Here is a 22,540-nt window from a genome sequence, read left to right as displayed (position 1 = left end):
AGGAGTCCCACATGAAGCGCATTGCATCCAAGTTTCTCGCCGTGACCGCCCTGTCGCTGGCATCCATGGCGCCGGCCGCGGCGGAGACGCTGTCGGTCGTCGGCAGTTGGTCCAACCTGCCGCTCCACCAGCAGTTCGAGGCGCCGTTCTGGACCAAGACGCTGCCCGCCGCCGATAGCGCCATCGAGGTGCAACTCACCACGCACAACCAGATGGGCATCCAGGGCGGCGACGTGTTTCGCATGCTGGGCGACGGTGTCTTCGATGTCGGGATGACGGTGGGTGATTATGCCGTTGGCGATGCGCCGGAGCTCGAGGGGCTCGACGTGCCGCTGATCGCGACGACGACGGACGAGGCCAAGGCGATGGTCGAGGCCGCGCGGCCGATGGTCGACGATATCTTCGCGCAGCGGTTCAATGCCAAGGTTCTGGCCATTGCTCCCTATCCGCCGCAGGTTGTTTTCTGCAAGGGAGATGTTGCCTCGCTTGCCGACCTGAAGGGCAAGAAGATCCGTGGCTCGGGCCGCATGACGACGAAGTTTCTCGAGGCGCTGGGCGCCGAGGGCGTCAATGTCGCCTTTTCGGAAGTACCGGGTGCGCTGGAGCGCAGTGTCATCGATTGCGCCGTGACCGGATCAGGTTCCGGCTACAGCGCCGGCTGGTGGGAGGTCACCGACACGCTCATGACCCTGCCGCTCGGAGGATGGGATCCGGTTGTGACGGCGATCAACATGGACAAGTGGAACAGCCTTTCCGAAGAGATGAAGAGCCTGATCGCAACCGAGGTCGCGGCCAAGTTCGAGGCTCCGGCCTGGGCGTCCGCCGCCGCGTCGATGTCGACGGACACCGCCTGCCTGACCGGCAATGGCGAATGCCCGGCCGGCAACCCGGCTTCGATGAAGCTGGTGGAAGCGAGCGAGGCGGACATCACCACGGCGCGCAAGATCCTGACCGAGACGGTGTTGCCGGAATGGGCGGAGCGCGCCGGTCCGGATTGGGTGAAGCGCTGGAACGACAGCGTCGGCAAGACGACCGGCGTTACCGTTGCAACCAACTGACCCGGGAACCGGCGGAGACCGCGACATGATTGAAGTGCTTGCCGCGGCTCTCCGCCGCATCAATTCGGGACTGGCGCTGGCGGTCGGCATCGTGCTGCTCGCCACCGCCGGCTTCGTGGTTGCGGACATAACGCTCAGGCAGTTCTCGCATTCGTTCGGCGGGTCGGACGAAATATCCGGCTATGTCATGGCCGGCGTCGCGAGTTGGGGCCTGTCCTATGCGCTCACGGAGCTTGCTCATGTGCGCATCGATCTGATCCGCCTGAAGCTGCAGACCCGCGGCAGGGCGATGATGGACCTGTTCGCCATGACGGTCTCGGCCGCGGCGGTCTCGGTCATCGCCTATCAGGCCTGGCCGGTTCTGGAAAAGTCGCTGCTGCGCGGTTCACGGGCCAACACGCCGCTGGAGACGCCGCTGTGGATCCCGCAGGCGATCTGGTTCTCCGGCTGGGTCTGGTTCGCCGTCTCCTCCTGCCTCGTGGTGCTGCTGGCGCTCGTCATGGTCATGCGCGCCGACTACCCCGCTGCCGATGCGCTGATCGGCGCGCGCGGCGAAGTGGAGGAGGCGAAATGATCTGGAGCGTCGCCGCCGCCCTTCTCGGTCTCCTGTCCCTGTCCATTCCCGTCGGCATCGTTCTGTTCCTCCTGGGTTTCGGCATCGACCAGTTCTTCTCCGCCTTTCCGTTGATCCGGGGGCTCGGCCAGGTGGTCTGGTCGGCATCGGACTCGGCCACCCTGATCGCCATTCCGTTCTTCGTGCTGCTCGGCGAGATACTCGTGCGCGGCGGTATCGCGGAGAAGACCTATGCCTCTCTCGACAAGTGGATGTCGTGGCTGCCCGGCGGGCTGATCCACGCCAATATCGGCACGGCAACGATGTTTTCGGCCACGTCGGGGTCGTCTGTCGCGACAGCAGCGACGGTCGCCACCGTTGCCATGCCGCAGGCCGAGCGCCTCGGCTACGATCCGAAGCTGTTCTCCGGTGCGATTGCCGCCGGCGGCACGCTCGGCATTCTCATCCCGCCGTCGATCAACCTCATCGTCTACGGCTTCCTGACGGAAACCTCGATCCCTCGCCTGTTCCTCGCCGGACTGCTGCCGGGCCTGCTGATGGCTGCCGCTTTCATGCTGGTGACCGCCATCCTCTGCCGGTTCCGTCCGGCGCTGGGCGGTCCGAGCCGCAGCTTCTCCTGGGCCGAGCGTTTTTCCGGCCTGGTGCACTTGCTGCCGATCTTGGTCCTTTTCGCGGTCATTATCGGCTCGATCTATGCCGGCTGGGCGACGCCGACGGAATCGGCCGCGGTGGGTGTTGCCATCGCGTTGCTGATCGCGGCCGCAAACGGCGGCGTTTCGCTTGTCATGATGCGGGAGAGCCTGCTGGGCACCGTACGCATCACGGCAATGATCATGCTTGTCATCGCTGGCGCCTATTTCCTCAACTTCACGCTGGCCTCGGCGGGGCTCGGGCGTGAGTTGCAGGACCTGCTCGGCAATCTGGGACTTTCCCCGTTCGGCACGCTTCTCGTCGTGATCGGTCTCTATATCGTGCTCGGTTTCTTCATCGAGACGCTGTCGCTGATGGTCGCGACCATTCCCATTGTCGTGCCGATCATGGCCGGCCTTGGCTATGACAAGGTCTGGTTTGGCATCCTGATGATCGTGCTTGTCGAGATGGCACTGATCACGCCGCCGGTCGGCCTCAATCTCTATGTCGTGCAGGGCGCGCGAAAGTCCGGGACGCTCGGCGAAGTCATGCTTGGCACCATACCCTACGTGCTGGTGATGCTTGCCATGGTCGCAGCCCTCGTCCTGCTGCCGGATATCGCCCTGTTCCTGCCTGACAGCTTCTGACGCCAGATATCTCCCAACTCCCCCTTCCCGAAAGAGGCTCGAAATGGATTTCATTCTGGATGACGCGCCGTTCAGCGCGCAGATTGCGGACCTGACGGTTGCCGGCTGGACGGGCCGGGATCCGGATGCGATCCGGCATCACATCGACGAACTGGCGGCCATCGGGGTCGCGCCGCCATCCGCCGTGCCGCTCTACTATCGGGTCTCTGCGGACCTGTTGACCCAGGCGAGCCAGGTCCAGGTCGTGGGAGACGGAACCTCGGGAGAGGTCGAGCCTTTCCTGCTGGCGAAAGATGGCGAGCTGTTCATCGGACTTGCCTCCGATCACACGGACCGCGATCTGGAAGCCCATTCCGTGGCTCTGTCCAAGCAGGCCTGCGCCAAGCCGGTTGCCTCGGTCCTGTGGCGATTTTCCGAAGTCGCGGACCGGCTCGACGCGCTTGAACTGCGCTCCTGGATCAAGGAGGATGCGGCGTCCGACTGGCTCATCTATCAGGAAGGTACGCTTGCTGCGATCCGCCCCTTGCAGGATCTTGTCGAGGGATCGGGGCTGGATGCCGCCCGGTCGGCCGGGATGACCTCTGCGATGCTTTGCGGAACACTCGGTGCGAAAGGGGGCGTGCGGCCGGCAGCCGCCTTCCGAATGGAGCTTCGGGATCCGGCGCGCGACCGCGCGATCGGACACAGCTACGAAATAATGACGTTGCCGATCATAGCCTGAGGCGTGGGCGGCGAAACGGCGACCTCTGTCGGCGTTTGCAAAGGTGGGGAAAGCGCATGGGTGAGATTGTCGAAAAGGCACGGGCCGCGATCGGCCGGGTCGAGGCGTTGGGCGATGCGGCCGACGTGCTTTTTACCGAGTTCACGCCCGAACGCATTCTCGCAGCCGCCGAAGAGGCGCAAGCGCGTGTCGAGACCGCTGCTCGCCCGCTGCCGCTTGCCGGCCTGCTTGTCTCGGTGAAGGACCTTTATGACGAGGCCGGCCAGCGCACGAGCGCCGCCTCGCGGATACTGCTCGATCGCGAACCGGCGAGCGCCGACTGTCCCGTCGTCGCCCGGATCAAGGCGGCCGGTGGCGTGCCTTTTGGTCGCACCACGATGAGCGAGCTTGCCTATTCCGGGGTTGGCCTCAATCCGCATTACGGTACGCCGTCGAATGCCTTCGAGGAAGGCGGCATCCCCGGGGGCTCGACGTCGGGCGGAGCCGTCACCGTGGCGCTCGGGCTCTGCGATCTGGCGCTGGGTACCGATACCGGCGGGTCGGTCCGCATTCCGGCGGCGATCAACGGCCTTTATGGTCACAAGCCCAGCCAGGACAAAGTACCGCTCGACGGCGTGCACCCGCTGGCGATGTCCTTCGATTCCTGCGGGCCGCTGGCGCGTGACTTCGCCACCATGCTCGCCGCCTACCAGGTGATGAGCGACGGCGATGCGCTGTCTGTCGAGGTGCCGGCCGGTCCGTTGCGCCTGGCCGTTCCGCAGGGTGCCTTCACCAACGATCTTGACGACTGGTCGCGGGGGCACTTTCTGGCGGCATGCGCGGATCTTGAAGCGAGCGGCCATGAGCTTGTTCCGCTGGACCTCGCATTCCTTCATGCGGCCCTCGGGCTGAACCGGATCCTTGTCTCGGCGGAAGCGCATGCGCTTTATCACGAGGAGCTCGATCGTCTCGCGACGATGGGTGATCCGCGTGTTCTGGCGCGTATCCGGTTCCGGGAGACGCTGAGCGACGAGGAGGTCGCCGAAGCAAGGGCCGCGCGGATCGAGCTGATCGCCCGGGTTGCCGAGGCGCTCTCGGGCTTCGATGCCCTGATCGCCCCGACCCTGCAGATCCGCCCGCCGAAGATTGCCGAAGCGGAGGCCGACTTCGACCGGATCAACGCGGCGATGCTGCGCAACACGTCGCTGCTCAACCTTGCCGATGCCTGCGCCATGACCATGCCGACCCGCGGTGCGGGAGACGACCGTCCGGGGGCGTTGATGATCGGTGGCGCCAAGGGCATGGATGCCCGGGTCTTGTCTGTCGGTGCGCGGATCGACCGCGATTTGAACGGCGCGGCCTAACCGGCCGGGGGAAAACGCGCGTCTCGCACCGGGTCGACGGGTGACTGGGTCATTTCCAGGTGCAAGGCGCTGTCTGTCCACGGATGCGCACGGGCCACGTCCTCGTCGAGCTCCACACCGAGGCCAGGCGTCCCGGGCACGACGACGTATCCGTTTTCCCAGCGCAACGGGGTCTTCAGGAGGTCGGCGTGGAAACCGTCGAAGCGACGGATCGACTCCAGGATCAGGAAATTCGGCGAGCAGGCCGACAGCTGGATGTTGGCGGCCGCCACGATCGGCCCGCAATAAAGATGCGGGGCGATTTGCGCGTGATAGGCCTCGGCCATGCCGGCGATCTTCTTCGCCTCCAGGATGCCGCCGACGCGGCCGAGGTTCATCTGCAGGATCGAGGCGGCGCCGGACCGCAGGACACGTGCGAATTCCCACTTGGTGCAAAGCCGCTCGCCGGTGGCGACGGGGATCGACGTCGCCGCCGCGACCCCGGCCATGTGCTCGGGCATGTCGGGTGGCACGGGTTCCTCGAACCAGAGCGGGGCGTAAGGCTCCAGGCGCTTCGCCAGACGGCGCGCGCCTGACGGCGTGAACTGGCCGTGAGTGCCGAACAGCAGGTCGGCGCGGTTGCCGACCGCCTCGCGGATCCGCGCACAGAAGCGCACGGAGCGGTCAATGTCATCCAGCGTCGGCTGGTGTCCGCCAAAGACCGAATAGGGCCCGGCCGGGTCGAACTTCACCGCGGTAAAGCCTTCCTCGACATAGGCGGCGGCACGCTCTGCCGACAGGTCCGGGTCGGCGTAGAAGGCGGCATGGTCTTCGTCGCCGTCCGGATAGAGATAGGTGTAGCTGCGCAGTCGCTCGTGAACCTTGCCGCCCAGCAGGGCGTGGACGGGCTTTTCCAGTGCCTTGCCGACAATGTCCCACATCGCCATCTCGAGGCCGCTCGTGACGCCCATCACCGAAGGGTCGGGGCGCTGCGAGAAACCCGAGCCATGCGCCCTGCGGAAGAAGGTCTCGATGGCGAAGGGGTCGCTTCCCTCAAGATAGCGGGCGAAGAAATCCTCCGCCATCCGGGTGACGGCCGCGGGGCCGAAACTGGCGTTGTAGATCTCGCCGTAGCCGGCGATGCCGCATCGGGTGACCAGTTTCACGAAGATGAAATAGCGCCCTCCGAAACCCGGCGGCGGGTTCCCGACAACGAAGGTCTCCAGGCTGGCGAGTTTCATCTCCGCGTTTCCCTTCGGCTCTGTCGACGGTGCGCTGCTCTGTCCGTGCCCGCGAGCCTAGCCGAGCCGACTGCCCCGGTCAGCCGCCGTCATGCGACCTGGGCTGTCGCGGTACCGGCGTGGCCGGGATCAGGTCCAGTGAACGCGGGCGCCGAGTTCCGTGAGTTTTTCCACGAAACGCGGATGGGCGCGGCGGATCGGATCGGCGTTCTTGATCAGAGATTGTCCCTCGACCTGGATCGCCGCAAGGAAAAGACCAAGCACGACGCGGATGATATAGGGAGCCTCGACGATCGCCGGGCGAAGCTGGTTTCCGCCGAAGACGATCAACCGGTGGGGATCCGACAACTGCACGCGGGCGCCGAATTTCGCCAGTTCGGAGCTCCAGCCGAGCGCACCCTCGTAGATCTTGTTCCAGAACATGATCTCGCTGTTGCAGCCAACGGCAACGCCAATGGCTTGCGGCAGCAGGTCGGCGGGAAAATAGGGCCAGGGAGCAGCCTCGATCTTCGGCAGCATCTCGCGTGTATAAGGCTTGGAAATCTCGCGGGTCCAGCCGACCACGGTGATTGCGTCCTCGGCGACTTCGAACTGAAGGCCGAGCTTGGCGAACTGGCGCAGGATCAGCGTCATGTGAGGGGTCACATCGGTCTTCACCGTCAAGCGGCCGCCGGTGACGCCGCCGATGGCAAGGAAGGTTGCCACCTCGTGATGGTCGTCGGGCACCCGCACGCGCGTTCCGCCAAGCTTCTCCACGCCGGTGATCGACAGTCGCGACGTGCCGAGGCCGTCGATCCTGGCGCCCATCGCACGCAGCATTTCACAAAGCGCCTGGACATGCGGCTCGGAGGCGGCATTCATCAGCACCGAGGTGCCTTCCGCCGTGGCCGCCATCATCGCGAAGGTCTCGGTCGCCGTGACCGAGGCATAGTCGGCCCAGATCTCCTGGCCTGCGAGCTTGGTTTCACGACGGATGTCGTAAGGATGGGTGGCGACGATGCGGGCTCCGAACTGCTCGAGGATCTCAAGATGCGGATCGATCTCGCGCAGGCCGAGGGCGCAGCCCTTGGCGTCGGTGTCGAGTGTCAGCGTGCCGGTGCGTACTATGACGGGCGCAAGCAGCAGGACGACCGAGCGGATGCCGAGCGGCAGGTCGGCGCTCGCCGTGCGGAAGGCGTCGAAATCGTGCCGGATCGTCAGTGTCGCGCCATCGTCGGCGCGGGCGACGGTGGAGCCCATGCTTTCGAAATAGGCGATGATCTTGGCGACATCGCTGATCTCGGGAACGTTTTCCAGCGTCACCGGCTCGTCGGTGAGCAGGGTCGCGCAGAGCATCGGCAAGACGGCATTCTTGTTGCCCGACGGAATGACGGTGCCCGAGATCGGGTGTCCGCCATCGACGAAGAGGTCGGCCATGGGGAAATTGCCTCCGGATGGAAGGGGCGGGATCTTGGTCCGTTACCTACTGGAGAATCCGGTCGACGGCAAACGGCAGTTGCAAGGCGCCGGTGTGGCCGGATCAGGACGCGATCTCGAGCCGGGTGCCCGCCGCCTGCAGGCGTTCGGCGATCTCGGGGGGCGGCGCACGGTCGGTGACGAGCCGGTCGACCTCCGAAAAACCGGCAACGCGCACAAGGGCGCGCCGGTTGAACTTGCTGTGGTCGGTGATCACTGTCCGGGTCTCGCCGCACCCCAGAACCGTTCGGGCGAAGTCTGCCTCGGCAAGATGATAGTCCATCAGTCCGCCGACCGGATCGACCGCCGAGATCGAGATCACGACATGGCGGACGCGGAACGCCTGGACGAATTCGATGGCGGATCGCCCGAAGGCCGCGCCGTTGTCGCCATGCAACTCGCCGCCGGCCATGTAGACGCGGTTGCCGTTCACGGTCGCAAGCGTGCGGGCCACGTCCGAGGAATTGGTGACGATGGTCAGTCCCGACTTGCCGCGCAACTCGCGCGCCAGGACGCTGGTGGTGGTGCCGGTGTCCATCATCACACTGTCGCCGTCGTCGATGCCTGAGGCGACATGCCGGGCGATGCGAAGCTTCGCGTCAAAGTTTTCGCGCATGCGCCGTTCGAAGGGCGCTTCCATGTCCTGGCGGGCGAGACCGACCAGCCCGTGCGACTTGACGATTTCCCCTGCCTCCGCAAGCGGGCGGATATCCCGGCGGATCGTTTCCAGCGAGACGTCGAGCTCCGTGGCAAGGTCCGATATCCGAACGCTGCCGGATTGTCGGGCGCGCTCGAGTATCAGGGTCTGACGTTTGTTGAATGCCATGACGTGTCGCTGCTTGGGGTCTCAAGGATTTGGTATTGTGTGAGGCATTTGTGGTAAAATCCAGCATGAAACATCATAATGCCACACATAATGGATGTTTTGCCAATTTTTAGCCTCGTCTGGATTGACAGTGTGAGGAAGCGGGTGCGACGATCCCTCGACGGCGCTTCAAGATCCGGCAAGGACATGCGCTGCCTCCAGAGCGCAATACAGAGGGAACCAGCCATGACACATGCCCGCCCGGCGGCAGCTATCCTGTCCGCCCTGTTGGTCGCCACCACGCTTTCCGTCGCGCCCGCGCGGTCGGCGGAAAACGACGACCCGATCCGCCTGACGCTGCACGACTGGACCGGCCAGCTCATCACAACGCGCATCATGGGCGAGGTGCTGCAGAAGGCCGGCTACAACATCGAATATGTCCAGGCCGACTACATCGCGCAGTTTGCTGGACTGAAGACCGGCGATCTGCATGTGGCGATGGAGATCTGGGAGACCACCGGACGCGATGCGCTGGACGAGGCGACGGCAACCGGAAAGGTCGAGAATCTCGGCGACAGCGGCATGCTGGCGGTCGAGGAGTGGTGGTATCCGAGCTACATGAAAGAGCTGTGCCCGGGGCTGCCGAACTGGGAGGCTCTGAAGAGCGATGCCTGTGCCGAGGCCTTCGCCACTGCCGAGACGTCGCCCAAGGGGCGCTATCTTGGCGCGCCGGTGACCTGGGGCGGCTACGACGACGAGCGCGTCGAGGCTCTCGAGCTGCCGTTCGAGGTGGTGCATGCGGGCACCGATGCTGCGCTCTTCGCCGAGCTTGAATCCGCCTACCAGCGCAAGGCACCTGTGCTTCTGTGGGTTTATGCCCCGCACTGGGCGCCGCGGAAGTACCAGGGCGAGTGGGTCGAATTCCCGAAATACGAGAAGGCCTGCTACGAGGATCCCGCCTGGGGCTCCAACCCGGACATGGCCTATGATTGCGGCAAGCCGCGCGGACCGATCTGGAAGGTCGCGTGGTCGGGCGTGAAGGACAAGTGGCCGGGTGCGCACAAGGCGATTTCTGCCTTCTCCGTCGACAATGACGAGATGGGCGGGATGATCACAGAGGTCGATCTTGACGGAAAGAGCGTCGAGGACGTTGTCGCCGGCTGGATGGAGCGCAACACCGACCGTTGGTCCGGCTGGATCAAATAACCGCGTTTGCCCGACTGGCTGCCGCCGTTTTTCGTCCCCCTTGGCGGCGGCAGCCGTTTTTCCCGGCAATCCTTCATCTGCCTGCCCGTGCCGGCGGCCTTCTTTCCGCGCCACCGGCAAGCCCTCAGCGATCAGTGCCCGATGACCCAGCCTTCTTCCACGACCGCGACACAAGACCCTTCCGCGGGAGACGGGCCGCCCAAGCTTGAATGCCGTTCGGTCTGGAAGCTCTTCGGAGCCGGAGGGGAAACCTATCGCGTCGATGCGCTCGACGCGGCGGACAATGCGGCGCTTGCCCGTGCCGGTCTTGTGGGCGCAGTGCGCAACGTCAATCTCGGTGTCCGGGAGGGCGAGATCTTCGTCATCATGGGATTGTCCGGGTCCGGCAAGTCCACGCTGGTGCGATGCCTGTCGCGGCTCGTGGAGCCGACCAGCGGAGAGATCCTGTTCAACGGCGAAAACCTGCTTGATGCCAGCGCGAAGCGGATGATCGAGATCCGCCGGCATCACATGGGAATGGTCTTCCAGCATTTCGCGCTTCTCCCCCACATGAGCGTGCTCGGTAATGTCGCCTTTCCGCTGGAGGTGCAGGGTGTGCCGCGCGCGGAAAGGGAGGCAAGGGCGCGCAAGATGATCGAGCTTGTCGGGCTCGACGGCCGCGAGGCGTTCTACCCGCGCGAACTTTCAGGCGGACAGCAGCAGCGTGTCGGCATTGCCCGCTCGCTCGCCGTCGAGCCCGAACTCTGGTTTCTGGACGAGCCGTTTTCGGCACTTGATCCGCTCATTCGCCGCGAGATGCAGGACGAATTCATCCGCCTGCAGTCGGTGCTGAGAAAGACCATCGTCTTCATCACCCATGATTTTGACGAGGCGATCCGTCTTGCAGATCGCATTGCCATCATGAAGGACGGCGCCGTGGTGCAGACCGGCACGCCGGAAGATCTCGTGCTGCGGCCGGCCGACGCCTATGTGGCGGAATTCACCCGCGGTGTCAGCCGTTCCAAGGTTGTGCGGGTTGCCAGTGTGATGCAGCCGGGAGAGCCATCGTCAGCGGCGCCGTCGGTGATGGAGAACGTGCCTGTGGCGGAGGCCGCGCCGCTCTTTGCCGACGGTGTCCAGGAACTGTGCGTGACCGGCCGGGATCAACGGCCGGTGGGCCGATTGTCGCGCCAAGCCGTGGCAGATGTCATGATGCTGGGCTGACCCATGAGCGATGTCGCGTCTCAAGCCGGGCGAGTGATCGACGCAGGCGCGATCCGTGCCGGCACGTCCAACGCACCCGGAAAAACGGCCTGGCGCATTGCCTGGGGCGTGGCTCTCGTCGTGTTCGTCATGCTCTGGCTGTTCGGTAAACCTGTCGCGGGATGGGCGTTCGACGTGCCGCGGGCCTGGCGCATCCCCGTCCAGCGCTGGATCAGCGATGCGATGAAATGGCTGGTGGACGATGCCAGTTTCGGCCTCTTCTCGTTCACCGACCTGACGCGCTTTCTGGCCACTCTCGTCGAGGTGCCCTACCGGCTCGTTCTTGGGCTTTTGTCGACCGGGATCATGGACGGCCGGGGCAGTTCCGCTCAGGAAATCCTTCCGCCGCTCTCGTGGCTTGCCGTCATCGGTGTGGTCGCCCTGATGGGGTATTTTGCCGGCGGTCGCCGGCTGGCTTTTATCGTTGGCGGGTGTTTCGTCTTTCTGGCGGTGTTCGGCCAGTGGGACAGCGCGATGGTGACGCTTGCCTCGATCCTGATCGCGGTGCCGATCGGCGTCGTCGGCGGGCTCCTGCTCGGCCTTGCCGCCTTCCGCTGGCGCGCCGTGGACATTGCGCTTCGTCCGCTGCTCGACCTGATGCAGACGGTGCCGGTCTTCGCCTACCTGGTGCCAATCCTGTTCCTGTTCGGCTTCGGTCCGACATCCGCGATCGTCGCCACCATCGTCTATGCCTTGCCGCCGATGACGCGGATCAGCCTGCTGGCGCTGAAGGGCGTGCCGGACGAGGTTCACGAACTCGGGCGCATGACCGGTTGCTCACGGCGGCAGATGACCTGGCGCATCCTGGTGCCAAGCGCAATGCCCGGGCTGATGATCGGCGTCAATCAGGTGATCATGCTGTCCCTCAACATGGTCATCATCGCATCCATGATCGGTGCCGGCGGTCTCGGCTTCGATGTGCTCGCGGCGTTGCGCCGGCTCGACATCGGCGCGGGCTTCGAGGCGGGGCTCGCCATTGTGGCGCTTGCCATTGCGCTCGACCGATTGAGCCAGGCCTTCGCCGCGCGGCGCCCGGAGCATGTCGCGGCGGGGGCGGGAGAAAAGAACCTTCTTGCCCGCCATCCCTACACGGTTGCCGGTCTCGCGCTCATTGTCGCGGGCGGCCTTGCCGGTCTTGTAGCGGCGCCGTTGCAAAGCTATCCCGAGGCGCTTCAGATCTCGACCGGGACGCTTGGCAGCGATCTGGTTTCCTGGATCAACATCAATTTCTTCGACCAGCTCGAGGCGGTGAAGAACGCGCTGCTGCTCAATGTCCTGATCCCCGTGAAGCGCTTTTTGACCAGCCTGCCGTGGGTCGGTGTGACCGGCCTGCTCGCGCTTGCCGGATTGCGCCTCGGCGGCTGGCGGCTCGCGCTACTGGTGAGTGTCCTGTCCTGCCTGATTGCCTTCACCGGCCAGTGGGAGAAGGCGATGATCACCGTTTATCTCTGCGGTATCTCGGTGGTGATCGCCAGTCTCGTCGGCATTCCGATCGGCGTCCTTGCCGCCGGTCGCGAGCGGCTCTGGAAATTCGTGGAGCTGGTTGTCGACACGCTGCAGACACTGCCCTCCTTTGTCTACCTGATGCCGGCAGTGATGCTGTTCCGGGTTGGCGACTTCACCGCGATGATTGCCGTCGTCGCCTATGCGGTCGCCCCGGCGATCCGCTACACCGCCTACGGTTTGCGCCGGGTCGATCCGCAACTGGTCGAGGCCGGCGTCGTTGCCGGCGCCACCCCCTGGCAGCTGCTCACCAAGATCCGGCTGAAGCTGGCCCTGCCGGAGATCCTTCTGGGGGTGAACCAGACGGTCATGCTCGCCTTGTCGATGCTCGTCATCACAGCGCTGGTCGGTACGCGGGACCTTGGTCAGGAAGTCTATATCGCGCTGACAAAGGCGGACACCGGGCGCGGTCTGGTCGCCGGACTTTCCGTCGCCTTCATCGCGATCATCGCGGACCGGCTGATTTCCGCCGGCGCCAACAGGATCCGGGCGCGGCTCGGCTTGCCTGAGGGAGAAGGGGGGCATCGATGAGCCGAACAACGGAAAGCGCGAGGCAGGAGGCCCAGGTCGCCGGGCTGCCGGTCTGGTCCGGCAAGCCGACGATCGAGCCGCTGCATGGCGGGTTGTCGAATGCCAGCTTCCTTGTCCGTGACGGGAGCGGTGCCTATGTCGCCCGCCTTGGCCGCGATTTTCCCTTCCATCATGTCGACAGGGCGCGCGAGGCGATGGTGACGCAGGTTGCCGTCGATCTCGGTTTCGCACCCGAACTCGTCTATAGCGCGCCCGGGGTGATGGTCTCGCGCTTCATCGAGGGGCACACGTTCACGGCGCAGGACGTGCGCCTTCGCCGGGACGACGTCGCCAGCCTGATCCGCCGCTTCCACAACGAGATGGGGCGCCATGTCCATGGAGCCGGCTTCATCTTCTGGGTCTTCCATGTGATCCGCGACTATGCCCGGACGCTGGAGGCGGGCGGTTCGCGGCTTGCCGGGCGGCTGCCGGAGTTCCTGGCAATCGCCGAGGAAATGGAGACCGAGCAGGTGCCGATGCCGATTGTCTTCGGCCATCACGACCTGCTGCCGGCCAATTTCATCGACGACGGCAAGCGGCTCTGGCTGATCGATTTCGAGTATGCGGGGTTCGGCACCGCGATGTTCGACCTTGCCGGCATCGCATCCAATGCCGGCTTCGGAGCGGAGGAAGCGGAAGCGCTCCTTCTTGCCTATCGCGGTGCGCCGCTCTCGGCCGAACTGATGCGCGCCCATGCCGCCATGCAGGTTGCATCGCTGCTGCGCGAGACGTTGTGGAGCCTCGTCTCCGAACTGTATCTCGACGCCCCGGGCGTCGACTATGTCGCCTATACGACCGAAACGCTCGCCGCCCTGGAGGCGGCGCTCGCCAGCTATCGCCTCAGCTTCGGAAAGGGTTGATCCCATGACGCTCCCCAAGCATGCCCAGATCGTCGTCATCGGCGGCGGCATCATAGGCTGCTCGACCGCCTATCATCTTGCCCGCGACCACAAGGCCGACGTGCTGCTGTTGGAGCAAGGCAAGCTGACCAGCGGGTCCACCTGGCATGCGGCCGGACTGGTCGGGCAACTGCGGTCCTCCGCCTCGATCACCCAGGTGCTGAAGTATTCGGTCGACCTCTACAAGCGGCTCGATGCGGAGACGGGGCTGGAAACCGGTTGGCGGATGACCGGCTGTCTGCGCCTTGCCTGCAACGAGGATCGCTGGACGGAATACCGGCGCCTCGCCACCACGGCGAAGAGCTTCGGCATGGAGATGCATCTGTTGTCGCCGGCCGAAGTGAAGGCTATGTGGCCCCTGATGCGGGTGGACGATCTCGTCGGCGCCAGCTTCCTGCCGACCGACGGTCAGGCGAGCCCCTCCGACATCACCCAGTCGCTGGCCAAGGGCGCCCGCATGCATGGCACGCGGATCGTCGAGGGGGTGCGGGTGACGGGCTTTGTCATGGATGGCGGGCGCATCACCCATGTGGAGACCGATGCCGGGCGGATCGCCTGCGACATGGTTGTCAATTGCGCGGGCCAGTGGGCGCGGCAGGTGGGGGCGATGGCGGGCGTCAACGTGCCGCTGCAGCCGGTGAAGCACCAGTATGTCATCACCGAGGCGATCGAGGGGATCGAGTCCTCGACGCCGACCGTGCGCGATCCGGACAGCCGTACCTATTTCAAGGAGGAGGTCGGGGGGCTTGCGATGGGCGGCTACGAACCGGACCCCATCGCCTGGACGACCGGAGATGTACCGGGCGACTTCCAGTTCCAGCTCTTCGACGACGACTGGGATCATTTCGAGCAGCATCTGGTCAAGGCCGTGCACCGGGTCCCGGCGCTGGAGACGACCGGCGTCAAGCAGATGATCAACGGGCCGGAAAGCTTCACCCCGGACGGCAACTTCATCCTGGGCGCCGCGCCTGAATGCGCCAACATGTATGTGGGTGCGGGGTTCAATGCCTTCGGCATCGCGTCTGGTGGCGGCGCCGGCTGGGTTCTGGCCGAATGGGTGATGAAGGGCGAGGCGCCGCTCGATCTGTGGAGCGTCGATATCCGTCGCTTTTCCGACTTGCACCGCGACCGCGACTGGGTCTGCGAGCGCACGCTGGAGGCCTATGGCAAGCACTACACGATCGGCTTCCCTCACGAGGAATACGAAAGCGGCCGCCCGCGCATCGTTTCGCCGCTCTACGATCGGCTCAAGGCTCGCGGCGCCGTTTTCGGCTCCAAGCTCGGCTGGGAGCGACCCAACTGGTTTGCCCGGAAGGAGGACGAGCCGCGCGACATCTATTCGATGGGCCGGCAGAACTGGTTCGATGCGGTTGGCGAGGAACACCGCGCCGTGCGCGAGGCCGTCGGTTTGTTCGACCAGTCATCCTTCGCCAAGTTCGAGTTGCGGGGTCGCGACGCGGCAGAGGCGCTCGAACACATCTGTGCCAATCGCGTCGGCAAGGCGCCGGGGCGTCTGACCTACACCCAGATGCTGAACTCCCGCGGCGGCATCGAATGCGACCTGACGGTGGCGCGCCTGGCCGATGATCTCTTCTACATCGTCACCGGCACGGGTTTTCGCACCCATGACGGCCAGTGGATCCGCGAGCATATCGGCGCCGGCATGGCGGCCGAACTCACCGACGTCACGGAGGCCTTTGGCACCCTGTCGCTGATGGGGCCGCGGGCGCGTGACGTGCTGTCGGCGGTTGCGCCTGCCGATGATGTCTCCAACGCCGCTTTTCCCTTCGGCCATGTGCGGATCGTCACCATCGCCGGCCATGCCGTCCGGGCGCTGCGCGTCACGTATGTCGGCGAACTGGGTTGGGAGCTGCACATCCCGATCGGCGCGACCGGCGAGGTCTTCGACGCATTGATGGCTGCCGGCGCGCCGTACGGCATCCGGCCGGCCGGCTACCGGGCAATAGAATCCCTGCGGCTGGAAAAAGGCTATCGCGCGTGGGGCTCGGACATCACTCCCAATGACAGTCCCCTCGAAGCGGGCCTCGGCTGGGCGGTGAAGCTGAAGTCGGGCCTGCCCTTCATCGGGCGGGAGGCGGCAGAGCGTGCCGCCAACTCGGTCCCGAAGAAGAAGCTCGCGGCCTTTGTCGTCGAGGATCGCAATATCGTCCTGCTCGGCCGCGAGACAATCTTGCGAGACGGAAAGTTCGCCGGCTATCTTTCGAGCGGCGGCTATGGCTACACGCTCGACAGGCCGGTCGGGTACGGCTATGTGCGCAACCCCGAGGGCGTTACCGGGGATTATCTCGAGCAAGGGCGCTACGAGCTTGTCGTCGCCAATGAGAGGATACCGGCGACCCTGCACACGGGGCCGCTCTATGATGCGGAAAACGCCCGGGTAAAGATGTAGGGGGAACGCCGGGCCTCCTGCGCGCCCGCCCGACCGGCGGTTCGCCTCACTTTGCGACCGGGCTGGCAGCGCGATGCTGCCGCGTGTCCGAGACGATCCGTCCGGCCTCCATGCGGATCAGCCGGTCGCATTTGTCGAAGCAGTGTTCATCGTGGGTGACGGCGATGACGAGGTGGCCGTCGCGGGCCATCTGCGGAACCAGCACGTCGTAGTAAAGGGCCCGGTGTGCTGGATCCTGATCTGCGGCGAACTCGTCGAGCACGACGACCGGGCGGCGCTCCGCCAGCGCGACGGAGAGCGCCAGGCGGCGCTTCTGGCCGCTGGAGAGCGCCAGCGTGGAAAAGGCATTGTCCCTGACCTCGACGCGATGGGAGAGGTCGAGCTGATCGAGGCTCGCCGGAATGCGGTCGCGCTCCTGGTCAGTCAGGCCGTAGAGCCGCGAGAACAGGTGGAACTCGCTGAAGACAGCGCTGAACAGGCCGCGATAGGTGTCGAGCCTGCCCGGGGTCACGGGTTCGTCGTCAAGGCATATCTCCCCTGCATCCGGCTGACGCAGCCCGGTGAGCAGCGAGATCAGCGTCGATTTGCCGGCACCGTTGCCGCCGCAGATGAAAACCACCTCTCCCGGCACCAGCGTCAGGTCGAGCGGGCCGACGACGAAGCGGTCATCGCCGCCGCCAGGACTTGTCAGTGTCGTTGTGACGCCCTTCAGGCGAATGGAGCGGAAGCCCGACCGCAGCGGGGCGGGGACCGTTTCGACATGGGCGGCGTCGCCCTCCAGTTCCTTTTCCAACCCCTGTATCAGCCGATGCGACACGGCTGCGCGCGAGAAGGACGAGAGATTGCCCATCACCGTCTCGACCGGGCCATAGGTGAGGAGAACGACCGTGAGCACCTGCAGCACTGTTGCCGGCTCGGTGCCGGCCATCAGCGGCAGCCCGACGACGACCAGGCAGAGCAGTCCCATCATGACGCCCTGGGCCGTGACATGGCCGAGGCTGAACAGCCGCTCGGAGCGAATCTTGAGTTCTCTTTCGCGGGCGGCCAGATCGATGATGTCGTCCTGCAGGTCGTCCTTGCGCGCCGTGCGCAAGCGCAACTCCTTGAATCCTCGCAAGACGTCGTTGATCCGGTCGAAGAACTGCCATTCGACCCGCGAGGCGGCTTCCGCGTTCTCCTGGGCAGGGGCTTGGGCCAGCACATAGCCCACGCAGCCGAGCAGCACAGCAGCGAGCGTTGCCAGTCCGCTTGGCCACGACAGATAGAAGAGATAGGGAATGCAGAAGGCGATCAGCAGCATCGCCTCGAGCGACTCGATGAGGTTCACCGATGCGGAGGAAATCTGGTTCACCTCGTGCGTGACGATGGAATAGATCTTGCCTTGGTCGTTGCGGGCGAAGAAGCCGGAATCGGTATCGAGCAACTGCCGGCTCAGGCGGGTGCGCAGGCGGCGCTTGGTCGTCAGCACCAGCCGGAAGCTGTTGACGCGCGCGAGATGGGAGAAGGTCAGCGTGGCGGCGATCGAACCGAAGAGCAGGGCGACGTCGCCGGCGGCGATCGCGGCGCTTGCGGCCAGCGCATTGATCGAGAATATCATCCCGGACCGGGTCAGACTGGCGAGCACCGCATAGGCCAGAACCGGCGAGTGAAGCAGGTTGCCGTCGCGCAGCAGGAAGCGCAGCAGCGCGCCCAGCCCGGTGCGGGCATGTTTCGTGGTGCGCTCAGCCTCTGCTTGCCCGTTTGCCTCGTTGCTCACGCAATTGCCCCGTTTGCCGTGGTGGAACGCACCGTGCCCCGGGCCTTGCCTTAGCCGAAAACCACGTGTGAGGAAACCGCGATGCCGGCGACGAGGTGACACGGCCGAGCGGACGGCGAGCAACGAAGCGCGGGGCAGGTGAGGGCGTGCGCCGGGGCGTGATGAACGCGGGGCAGGCGGGGCTGGGGAGAATGCGCCAGGCGGCCGCGCTGGTCACTTGACACACGGCTTCGGCGCCGACTATATCCGGCACACATTCGCGCGGGCGACACGCCTGCAGCCGGATCGGCGGAGTAGCTCAGTTGGTTAGAGCAGCGGAATCATAATCCGCGTGTCGGGGGTTCGAGTCCCTCCTCCGCTACCACCAGTGCAGTCCTAGGAGGTTCACCTAGGTTGCGTTGTGGAAGATTGAGTAGCTCCGCTAGTGCGCCGTGTACCTTTATCTGCAGCTGCCCGCGCCCCTCCTTCGGTGTGATCTCGATCCCGGTTACCAGAGAACGGATAATATTCGCAGCTTCAAGACATTCGCATTCATCTCTACCCAGCGCACTCTGAAGTTCTGCAACTTTCTGTCGGTATGCTTCGACCATTGCTGGGTGGAACTCAACGATGTTCTCCGCTGACGCCAGCGTCTCGAGTTCTTCCGACAGGTTCTCTTTTTCTCGCTCCAGTTCCAGCAGCCTCGATTTCATACTGACCGTCGCAACGCCTTCGGCGATTGCATCGATGATGTTGCTGATTTGCCGGTCGATGCCGCCAAGCCGTTTTTCTGCTTCCCTGCGGTGCTGACGATTGATGGCGTTCAGACGTTTCTGCTCGCAATGATATTCGGCGAGAAAACCAGCTATGGCATCGGGTGCCAAAAGGCGCTTCTTAATACCCTCAAGGACACGTTGCTCCAGCGTGCCAACTCGAATGGTTCTGCCGTTGTCACACGTTCCCTTTTCACGGTGAGCCGAACAAGAAAGCTGATCCTTGCTTTTCACGGTATAGGAAGCGCCGCAGCAAGCGCACCGAACCAACCCCGAAAACATATGCTTTGGCCGTCGGCGATGATGGAGCCGTGTCCCCCCATAGAGCTTCTTGCGCGCTTGTACGGCGTCCCACAGTTCATCATCGATAATGCGCAGATGCGGTGCGTCCACGATCTGCCACTTCTCGGGTGGATTCGGTCGCGATATGCGCTTGCCAGTTTCAGGATCCTTGACCATTTGAACGCGGTTAAAAACGAGCAAGCCAATGTAAGCCTCGTTGTAGAGAAACCCGCTTCTTCGCTTGAGATTACCGTTGATGGTCGAGGCGGCCCATTCGCTGCCTGAGGGGGAGGGGATGCCCTCCCGGTTCAGGCATCCAGCAATCGCACGTGCCGACTGACCGGATGCAAACCTGCGGAAGATCCTTCGCACCACATCGGCTTGCTCTTCGTCAATCTCACGAAGTCCACGGATAGGTTCGCCGCGTTCATCGACCTTCTTGACCACACGATAACCATAGGACAGGCCGCCTGCGGAAAAGCCGTTGACGACACGCCCGCTTTGACCACGTCTGATCTTGGCGGCGAGGTCACGCAGGAACAATGCGTTCATAGTGCCTTTCAAACCGACGTGAAGTTCGTCCACGTCGCCCTCGGACAAGGTCACGATCTTGACGCCTGAAAAACGTAGCCGCTTGAAAAGGCCCGCGATGTCTTCTTGATCCCGCGACAGACGGTCAAGCGCCTCCGCCAGCACAATATCGAACTGGCCACTCTGTGCGTCTGCCAAAAGCTTCTTAATTTCTGGTCGCAGGATCACGCTGGAGCCGGAAATCGCCGCATCTGAATAGCGCTCGACGATCCGCCAACTCTCGCGCACTGCATATTCCTCGCATAGCCGGAACTGATCCGCGATTGAGGCTTCTCGCTGGTTGTCCGACGAATAGCGTGCATAGAGGGCAACGCGTGCCATCCTGATCTCCTTTCTCCGGTGCCTATTCCTCGTTTTCTTTCTTGTCCTGTCCTTCTATTCCCGCTGTCGCAGGCAGGTTGTCGTTTGTCGCCACCGATTGCAAAGCCTTGAAGTGCTCGCGTGCGATCCGCCGCCCGATCAGCTGGGCCAGGGACAACGCCGCCCTGTCGACATGTTGCCACTGCGCAAAGTCGGATGCGTCGTCGCTCTTTTGCCCTGACTGGTGTTCCTGCGTCGCTGCCAAGTTCTGGTCCTGTGCTTGTGGGCGGTTGTCGTTTGCGGAGGAGATGTTCTGCCGTTTCGAGGCATCTCGATCTTCCATATCCTGACTCCATTTCTTCTCAGACAGAAGAATGATCGATCAGGTCAGTTTAAATTGAAATAGGGTTCATATCAGCATCGTTCCTCTGCGTAGAAAGTTAATAACTTTACAGCGACATCGTATTTCATCGTATTTTTAGTATTGGTAAAATTTTGGGCTAGGCCCTTCCGCAATTGGTGTTGTCCGGCGCATTTGCACCAAGAAGGTTGACGACATGTAGACCTTCGATTTTGCGTTTCGTCCTGTTCACAGCGATCTCCAACATCATCTCATCGCTAGTTGCGTTCAGCAAAGGCCGGGTGCGAAAGGAGATGCTCTCCTGGCAATGGTGGTGAGTGCTCACACCCCGTGCGACATCTGTTAGTGTGTACTGGAGCGCGCCGGTGTCTCCGCTCGGATTATGCCGTATAAGCTTCCTGCTATGTTCCCGGTTTGTGTCGGTTTATCCAGACTAATCTTGGCTTACCGCGAAGCGGTTCGAGATCGCGACCGACCGGTTTAAGGTTCTGCAAAGCGGGGAAGTACCCAAGGCGCCTTCCAAGCTCGGGCTTGTGGCGTAGAGGCTTTCGGTCGCTCGTCCTGTCCAGGTACTTCGGGGCGGCTGACACTGTAGGTCAGATGCACAAATCCGCTCTCGGGCACCTGCGATGAGCGAAAAGCGTGCACCGTGGAATTGGCTCGACTAGGTCGTTGCCGAGCAGATCACGCGTCGTTTTGGCTCTGCGTTCTGATGCTGCGAAGCCAAACCCCGCCTTTGGCGCTGATGGCGCAGCCATCGTGGCCACGGTGTTGAAACAACCAGCTTTGGCAGCTAGATCCCTGGCCGTGTTCTCGCTAGTGGAGTGGTATTTGTGTGGATGGGCTTTGCATCAATTCAAATCCTCGCACCCGTACGCTATGACGGCACGTGGAGACCTTCCCGGCACCGACGCGGATATGGCCCCTTGCACTCGGCTTCCGGCATGAAAACACACGGCTGTAGCGCTTGACCAATTCGCACGAGGTCGTGTTTTACGGAGCGGAGTTCCGGCCAGGGAAACTCTGTGCAGTCTTCGGAGGTTTGACCTTCGTGCAGCACGGCATCGAGCTTGGCCGCAATTCCGGCCAACGTCGTGGCGGGGGTCGCCAATAAAGCCTCGATCAGCTCCTGCTCCCGGCATGCGGCGGCCCGTTCCGCTCGTTTGGCAGCCGAGTATCCGATCCGCTTATCCTCTGCGTCCCAACGTTCCTTGTGAGCAGCCAGATCGGTTTCGATCTGGCTGCGGAATTCAGCATAGGCGGGGTGGTCGCCGAAATACTTCTGGATATCGCCGCGCGAAGAGATGGAGATGGTGAAGCCCTCGCCCGGCAGAGAGACCCCTACTTGTGGAAAGCCGATGGTACTTACCAGTTGGGTCTCAAGACCTTGCTGCTTGCGGCACAGGGTAGCGGTGTGATGATAGGCGGCCTTCCATTCATGCCAGAGCGACAGTGCGGGATCGAAGGCTCCGCTACCTGCCAACGCTGCGGTGGCCATGGCGCCGTGCTGTAGCGGCATCATCGCGGTCGCCACCGCCGTGCCTGTCAGCAATTCCCTGCGGGTGACGAAAGGCACAGTCGTGCTAATCTCAGAATCAGCCATGATCCGAGCTCCCAACGGCTTGGGTTGTGGTCAGGCCGTACGGGGTGTTGTGAGCACGTAGTGCGACCGTTGCGTGTTTAAGCGTATATTATGTCACTTTTTGTGACATTATCAAGTGGAAATGGCATGAAAAAGGACATTTATCCCGAGCAGTTGCGAGCTGCCAGAGCGTTGATTGGCTGGACGCGGGAGGATTTGGCTAGTGCATCCGGGGTGACCGTTCGGACTCTCGCTAGAATTGAAGGTGCCCAAACTATCCCACGCCAGACAACGCTTGAGGCGCTTTCTAGCGCTCTGGAAGCCGCTGGGATCGAATTTATCTCAGAGAATGGCGGCGGGCCCGGAGTAAGGCTTACCAGTTCGCCAGTTCGTTCGTGAACAGGCCCAGTTATTAAGTGAATGGCCAAGCAATGCCCATGTTAGAATGACGGATTTAGACAAACATCAGCACTCAATCTGGGCACGACGTTCATGTTACTATCGGGGGTGGCCAGCGCCGTCGTTCTGAGGCGTTCGGTTTCGGGTTAGTATTGACGCGCTTCGTCTCGTTGAGACCGCAGCCAGTGAACACGATGGAGGGACCGCTTGAGCCTGGTTCCAGTCGTTCTCATT

General features: G+C 63.4%; 18 protein-coding genes and 1 tRNA gene. 12 read left to right on the top strand and 7 right to left on the bottom strand.

All coding sequences use genetic code 11. The features are described from left to right. The first annotated feature begins 11 nt into the window (after window positions 1-11). Genes RBB46_RS10765 through RBB46_RS10745 form a run of 5 tightly spaced genes read left to right on the top strand, consistent with a single transcriptional unit; the run spans window position 12 to window position 4,973 of the window. Window positions 12-1,058, top strand: a complete 1,047-nt coding sequence (locus RBB46_RS10765; protein WP_306028983.1) for a TRAP transporter substrate-binding protein — start codon at window positions 12-14, stop codon at window positions 1,056-1,058. A 25-nt stretch (window positions 1,059-1,083) separates the two neighbouring features. Then, window positions 1,084-1,632, top strand: coding sequence for a TRAP transporter small permease subunit (locus tag RBB46_RS10760; protein ID WP_306028982.1), 549 nt, complete (start codon window positions 1,084-1,086; stop codon window positions 1,630-1,632). Further along, window positions 1,629-2,909 carry a TRAP transporter large permease gene (locus RBB46_RS10755; protein WP_306028981.1) on the top strand — a complete coding sequence of 427 codons (1,281 nt, stop codon included), beginning with the start codon at window positions 1,629-1,631 and terminating at the stop codon, window positions 2,907-2,909. The genes RBB46_RS10760 and RBB46_RS10755 overlap by 4 nt, the downstream gene beginning before the upstream one ends. Window positions 2,910-2,952: 43 nt before the next feature. Continuing rightward, window positions 2,953-3,630, top strand: a complete 678-nt coding sequence (locus RBB46_RS10750) for a DUF2848 domain-containing protein (RefSeq protein ID WP_306028980.1) — start codon at window positions 2,953-2,955, stop codon at window positions 3,628-3,630. A 56-nt stretch (window positions 3,631-3,686) separates the two neighbouring features. After that, window positions 3,687-4,973 carry an amidase family protein gene (locus RBB46_RS10745; protein WP_306028979.1) on the top strand — a complete coding sequence of 429 codons (1,287 nt, stop codon included), beginning with the start codon at window positions 3,687-3,689 and terminating at the stop codon, window positions 4,971-4,973. On the opposite strand, the gene RBB46_RS10740 is transcribed toward RBB46_RS10745, so the two are convergent. The 3 genes from RBB46_RS10740 to RBB46_RS10730 all read right to left on the bottom strand — a co-directional run bounded on the left by RBB46_RS10740 (window position 4,970) and on the right by RBB46_RS10730 (window position 8,474). Further along, the gene (locus RBB46_RS10740) at window positions 4,970-6,193 is read right to left on the bottom strand and encodes a mandelate racemase/muconate lactonizing enzyme family protein (protein ID WP_306028978.1); all 1,224 of its coding nucleotides are present in this window, start codon (window positions 6,191-6,193) and stop codon (window positions 4,970-4,972) included. The genes RBB46_RS10745 and RBB46_RS10740 overlap by 4 nt on opposite strands. Before the next feature lie 129 nt (window positions 6,194-6,322). Next, window positions 6,323-7,609 (bottom strand): UDP-N-acetylglucosamine 1-carboxyvinyltransferase, encoded by a 1,287-nt coding sequence (locus RBB46_RS10735; RefSeq protein WP_306028977.1) that lies wholly within the window; start codon window positions 7,607-7,609, stop codon window positions 6,323-6,325. Window positions 7,610-7,712: 103 nt separating this feature from the next. Beyond that, on the bottom strand, window positions 7,713-8,474 hold the full coding sequence (locus tag RBB46_RS10730) for a DeoR/GlpR family DNA-binding transcription regulator (protein WP_306028976.1): 762 nt from the start codon (window positions 8,472-8,474) through the stop codon (window positions 7,713-7,715). Between the two features lie 225 nt (window positions 8,475-8,699). Between RBB46_RS10730 and RBB46_RS10725 the strand changes: the two genes are divergently transcribed. From RBB46_RS10725 to RBB46_RS10705, 5 genes are all read left to right on the top strand, one after another. Beyond that, complete coding sequence (locus RBB46_RS10725) at window positions 8,700-9,659, top strand: ABC transporter substrate-binding protein (protein WP_306028975.1); 960 nt, start codon at window positions 8,700-8,702, stop codon at window positions 9,657-9,659. A gap of 141 nt (window positions 9,660-9,800) precedes the next feature. Further along, the gene (locus tag RBB46_RS10720) at window positions 9,801-10,862 is read left to right on the top strand and encodes a glycine betaine/L-proline ABC transporter ATP-binding protein (RefSeq protein ID WP_306028974.1); all 1,062 of its coding nucleotides are present in this window, start codon (window positions 9,801-9,803) and stop codon (window positions 10,860-10,862) included. Window positions 10,863-10,865: 3 nt separating this feature from the next. Then, window positions 10,866-12,935 carry a proline/glycine betaine ABC transporter permease gene (locus RBB46_RS10715; protein WP_306028973.1) on the top strand — a complete coding sequence of 690 codons (2,070 nt, stop codon included), beginning with the start codon at window positions 10,866-10,868 and terminating at the stop codon, window positions 12,933-12,935. Further along, window positions 12,932-13,834, top strand: coding sequence for a choline/ethanolamine kinase family protein (locus tag RBB46_RS10710; RefSeq protein ID WP_306028972.1), 903 nt, complete (start codon window positions 12,932-12,934; stop codon window positions 13,832-13,834). The genes RBB46_RS10715 and RBB46_RS10710 overlap by 4 nt, the downstream gene beginning before the upstream one ends. A 4-nt stretch (window positions 13,835-13,838) precedes the next feature. Further along, the gene (locus RBB46_RS10705; RefSeq protein ID WP_306028971.1) at window positions 13,839-16,283 is read left to right on the top strand and encodes an FAD-dependent oxidoreductase; all 2,445 of its coding nucleotides are present in this window, start codon (window positions 13,839-13,841) and stop codon (window positions 16,281-16,283) included. A gap of 46 nt (window positions 16,284-16,329) precedes the next feature. Here the strand turns inward: RBB46_RS10705 and RBB46_RS10700 are convergent, their stop codons facing one another. Continuing rightward, window positions 16,330-18,039: a cyclic peptide export ABC transporter gene (locus tag RBB46_RS10700; RefSeq protein WP_306028970.1), complete on the bottom strand. Its 1,710-nt coding sequence runs from the start codon at window positions 18,037-18,039 to the stop codon at window positions 16,330-16,332. Window positions 18,040-18,326: 287 nt separating this feature from the next. Between RBB46_RS10700 and RBB46_RS10695 the strand changes: the two genes are divergently transcribed. After that, a tRNA-Met gene (locus tag RBB46_RS10695) sits at window positions 18,327-18,403 on the top strand. Here RBB46_RS10695 and RBB46_RS10690 read toward each other — a convergent pair. The 3 genes from RBB46_RS10690 to RBB46_RS10680 form a co-directional block, all read right to left on the bottom strand. Continuing rightward, the gene (locus RBB46_RS10690) at window positions 18,360-19,985 is read right to left on the bottom strand and encodes a recombinase family protein (protein ID WP_306029104.1); all 1,626 of its coding nucleotides are present in this window, start codon (window positions 19,983-19,985) and stop codon (window positions 18,360-18,362) included. The two genes, RBB46_RS10695 and RBB46_RS10690, sit on opposite strands and share 44 nt — an antisense overlap. Window positions 19,986-20,007: 22 nt before the next feature. Next, window positions 20,008-20,307, bottom strand: coding sequence for a hypothetical protein (locus RBB46_RS10685; RefSeq protein WP_306028969.1), 300 nt, complete (start codon window positions 20,305-20,307; stop codon window positions 20,008-20,010). 895 nt (window positions 20,308-21,202) lie between these two features. Continuing rightward, a complete protein-coding gene (locus tag RBB46_RS10680; RefSeq protein WP_306028968.1) occupies window positions 21,203-21,928 on the bottom strand; it encodes a hypothetical protein in 726 nt (241 codons plus the stop codon). 90 nt (window positions 21,929-22,018) lie between these two features. Here RBB46_RS10680 and RBB46_RS10675 point away from each other — a divergent pair, with 90 nt between their 5' ends. Further along, window positions 22,019-22,306, top strand: coding sequence for a helix-turn-helix transcriptional regulator (locus RBB46_RS10675; protein WP_336623157.1), 288 nt, complete (start codon window positions 22,019-22,021; stop codon window positions 22,304-22,306). Window positions 22,307-22,540 lie beyond the last annotated feature (234 nt).

Source organism: Stappia sp. MMSF_3263, from assembly GCF_030733745.1.
Classification (GTDB): Bacteria; Pseudomonadota; Alphaproteobacteria; order Rhizobiales; family Stappiaceae; genus Stappia.
Note: the sequence above shows the minus strand (reverse complement) of the source record. Positions and strands in the feature narration are given on the sequence as shown.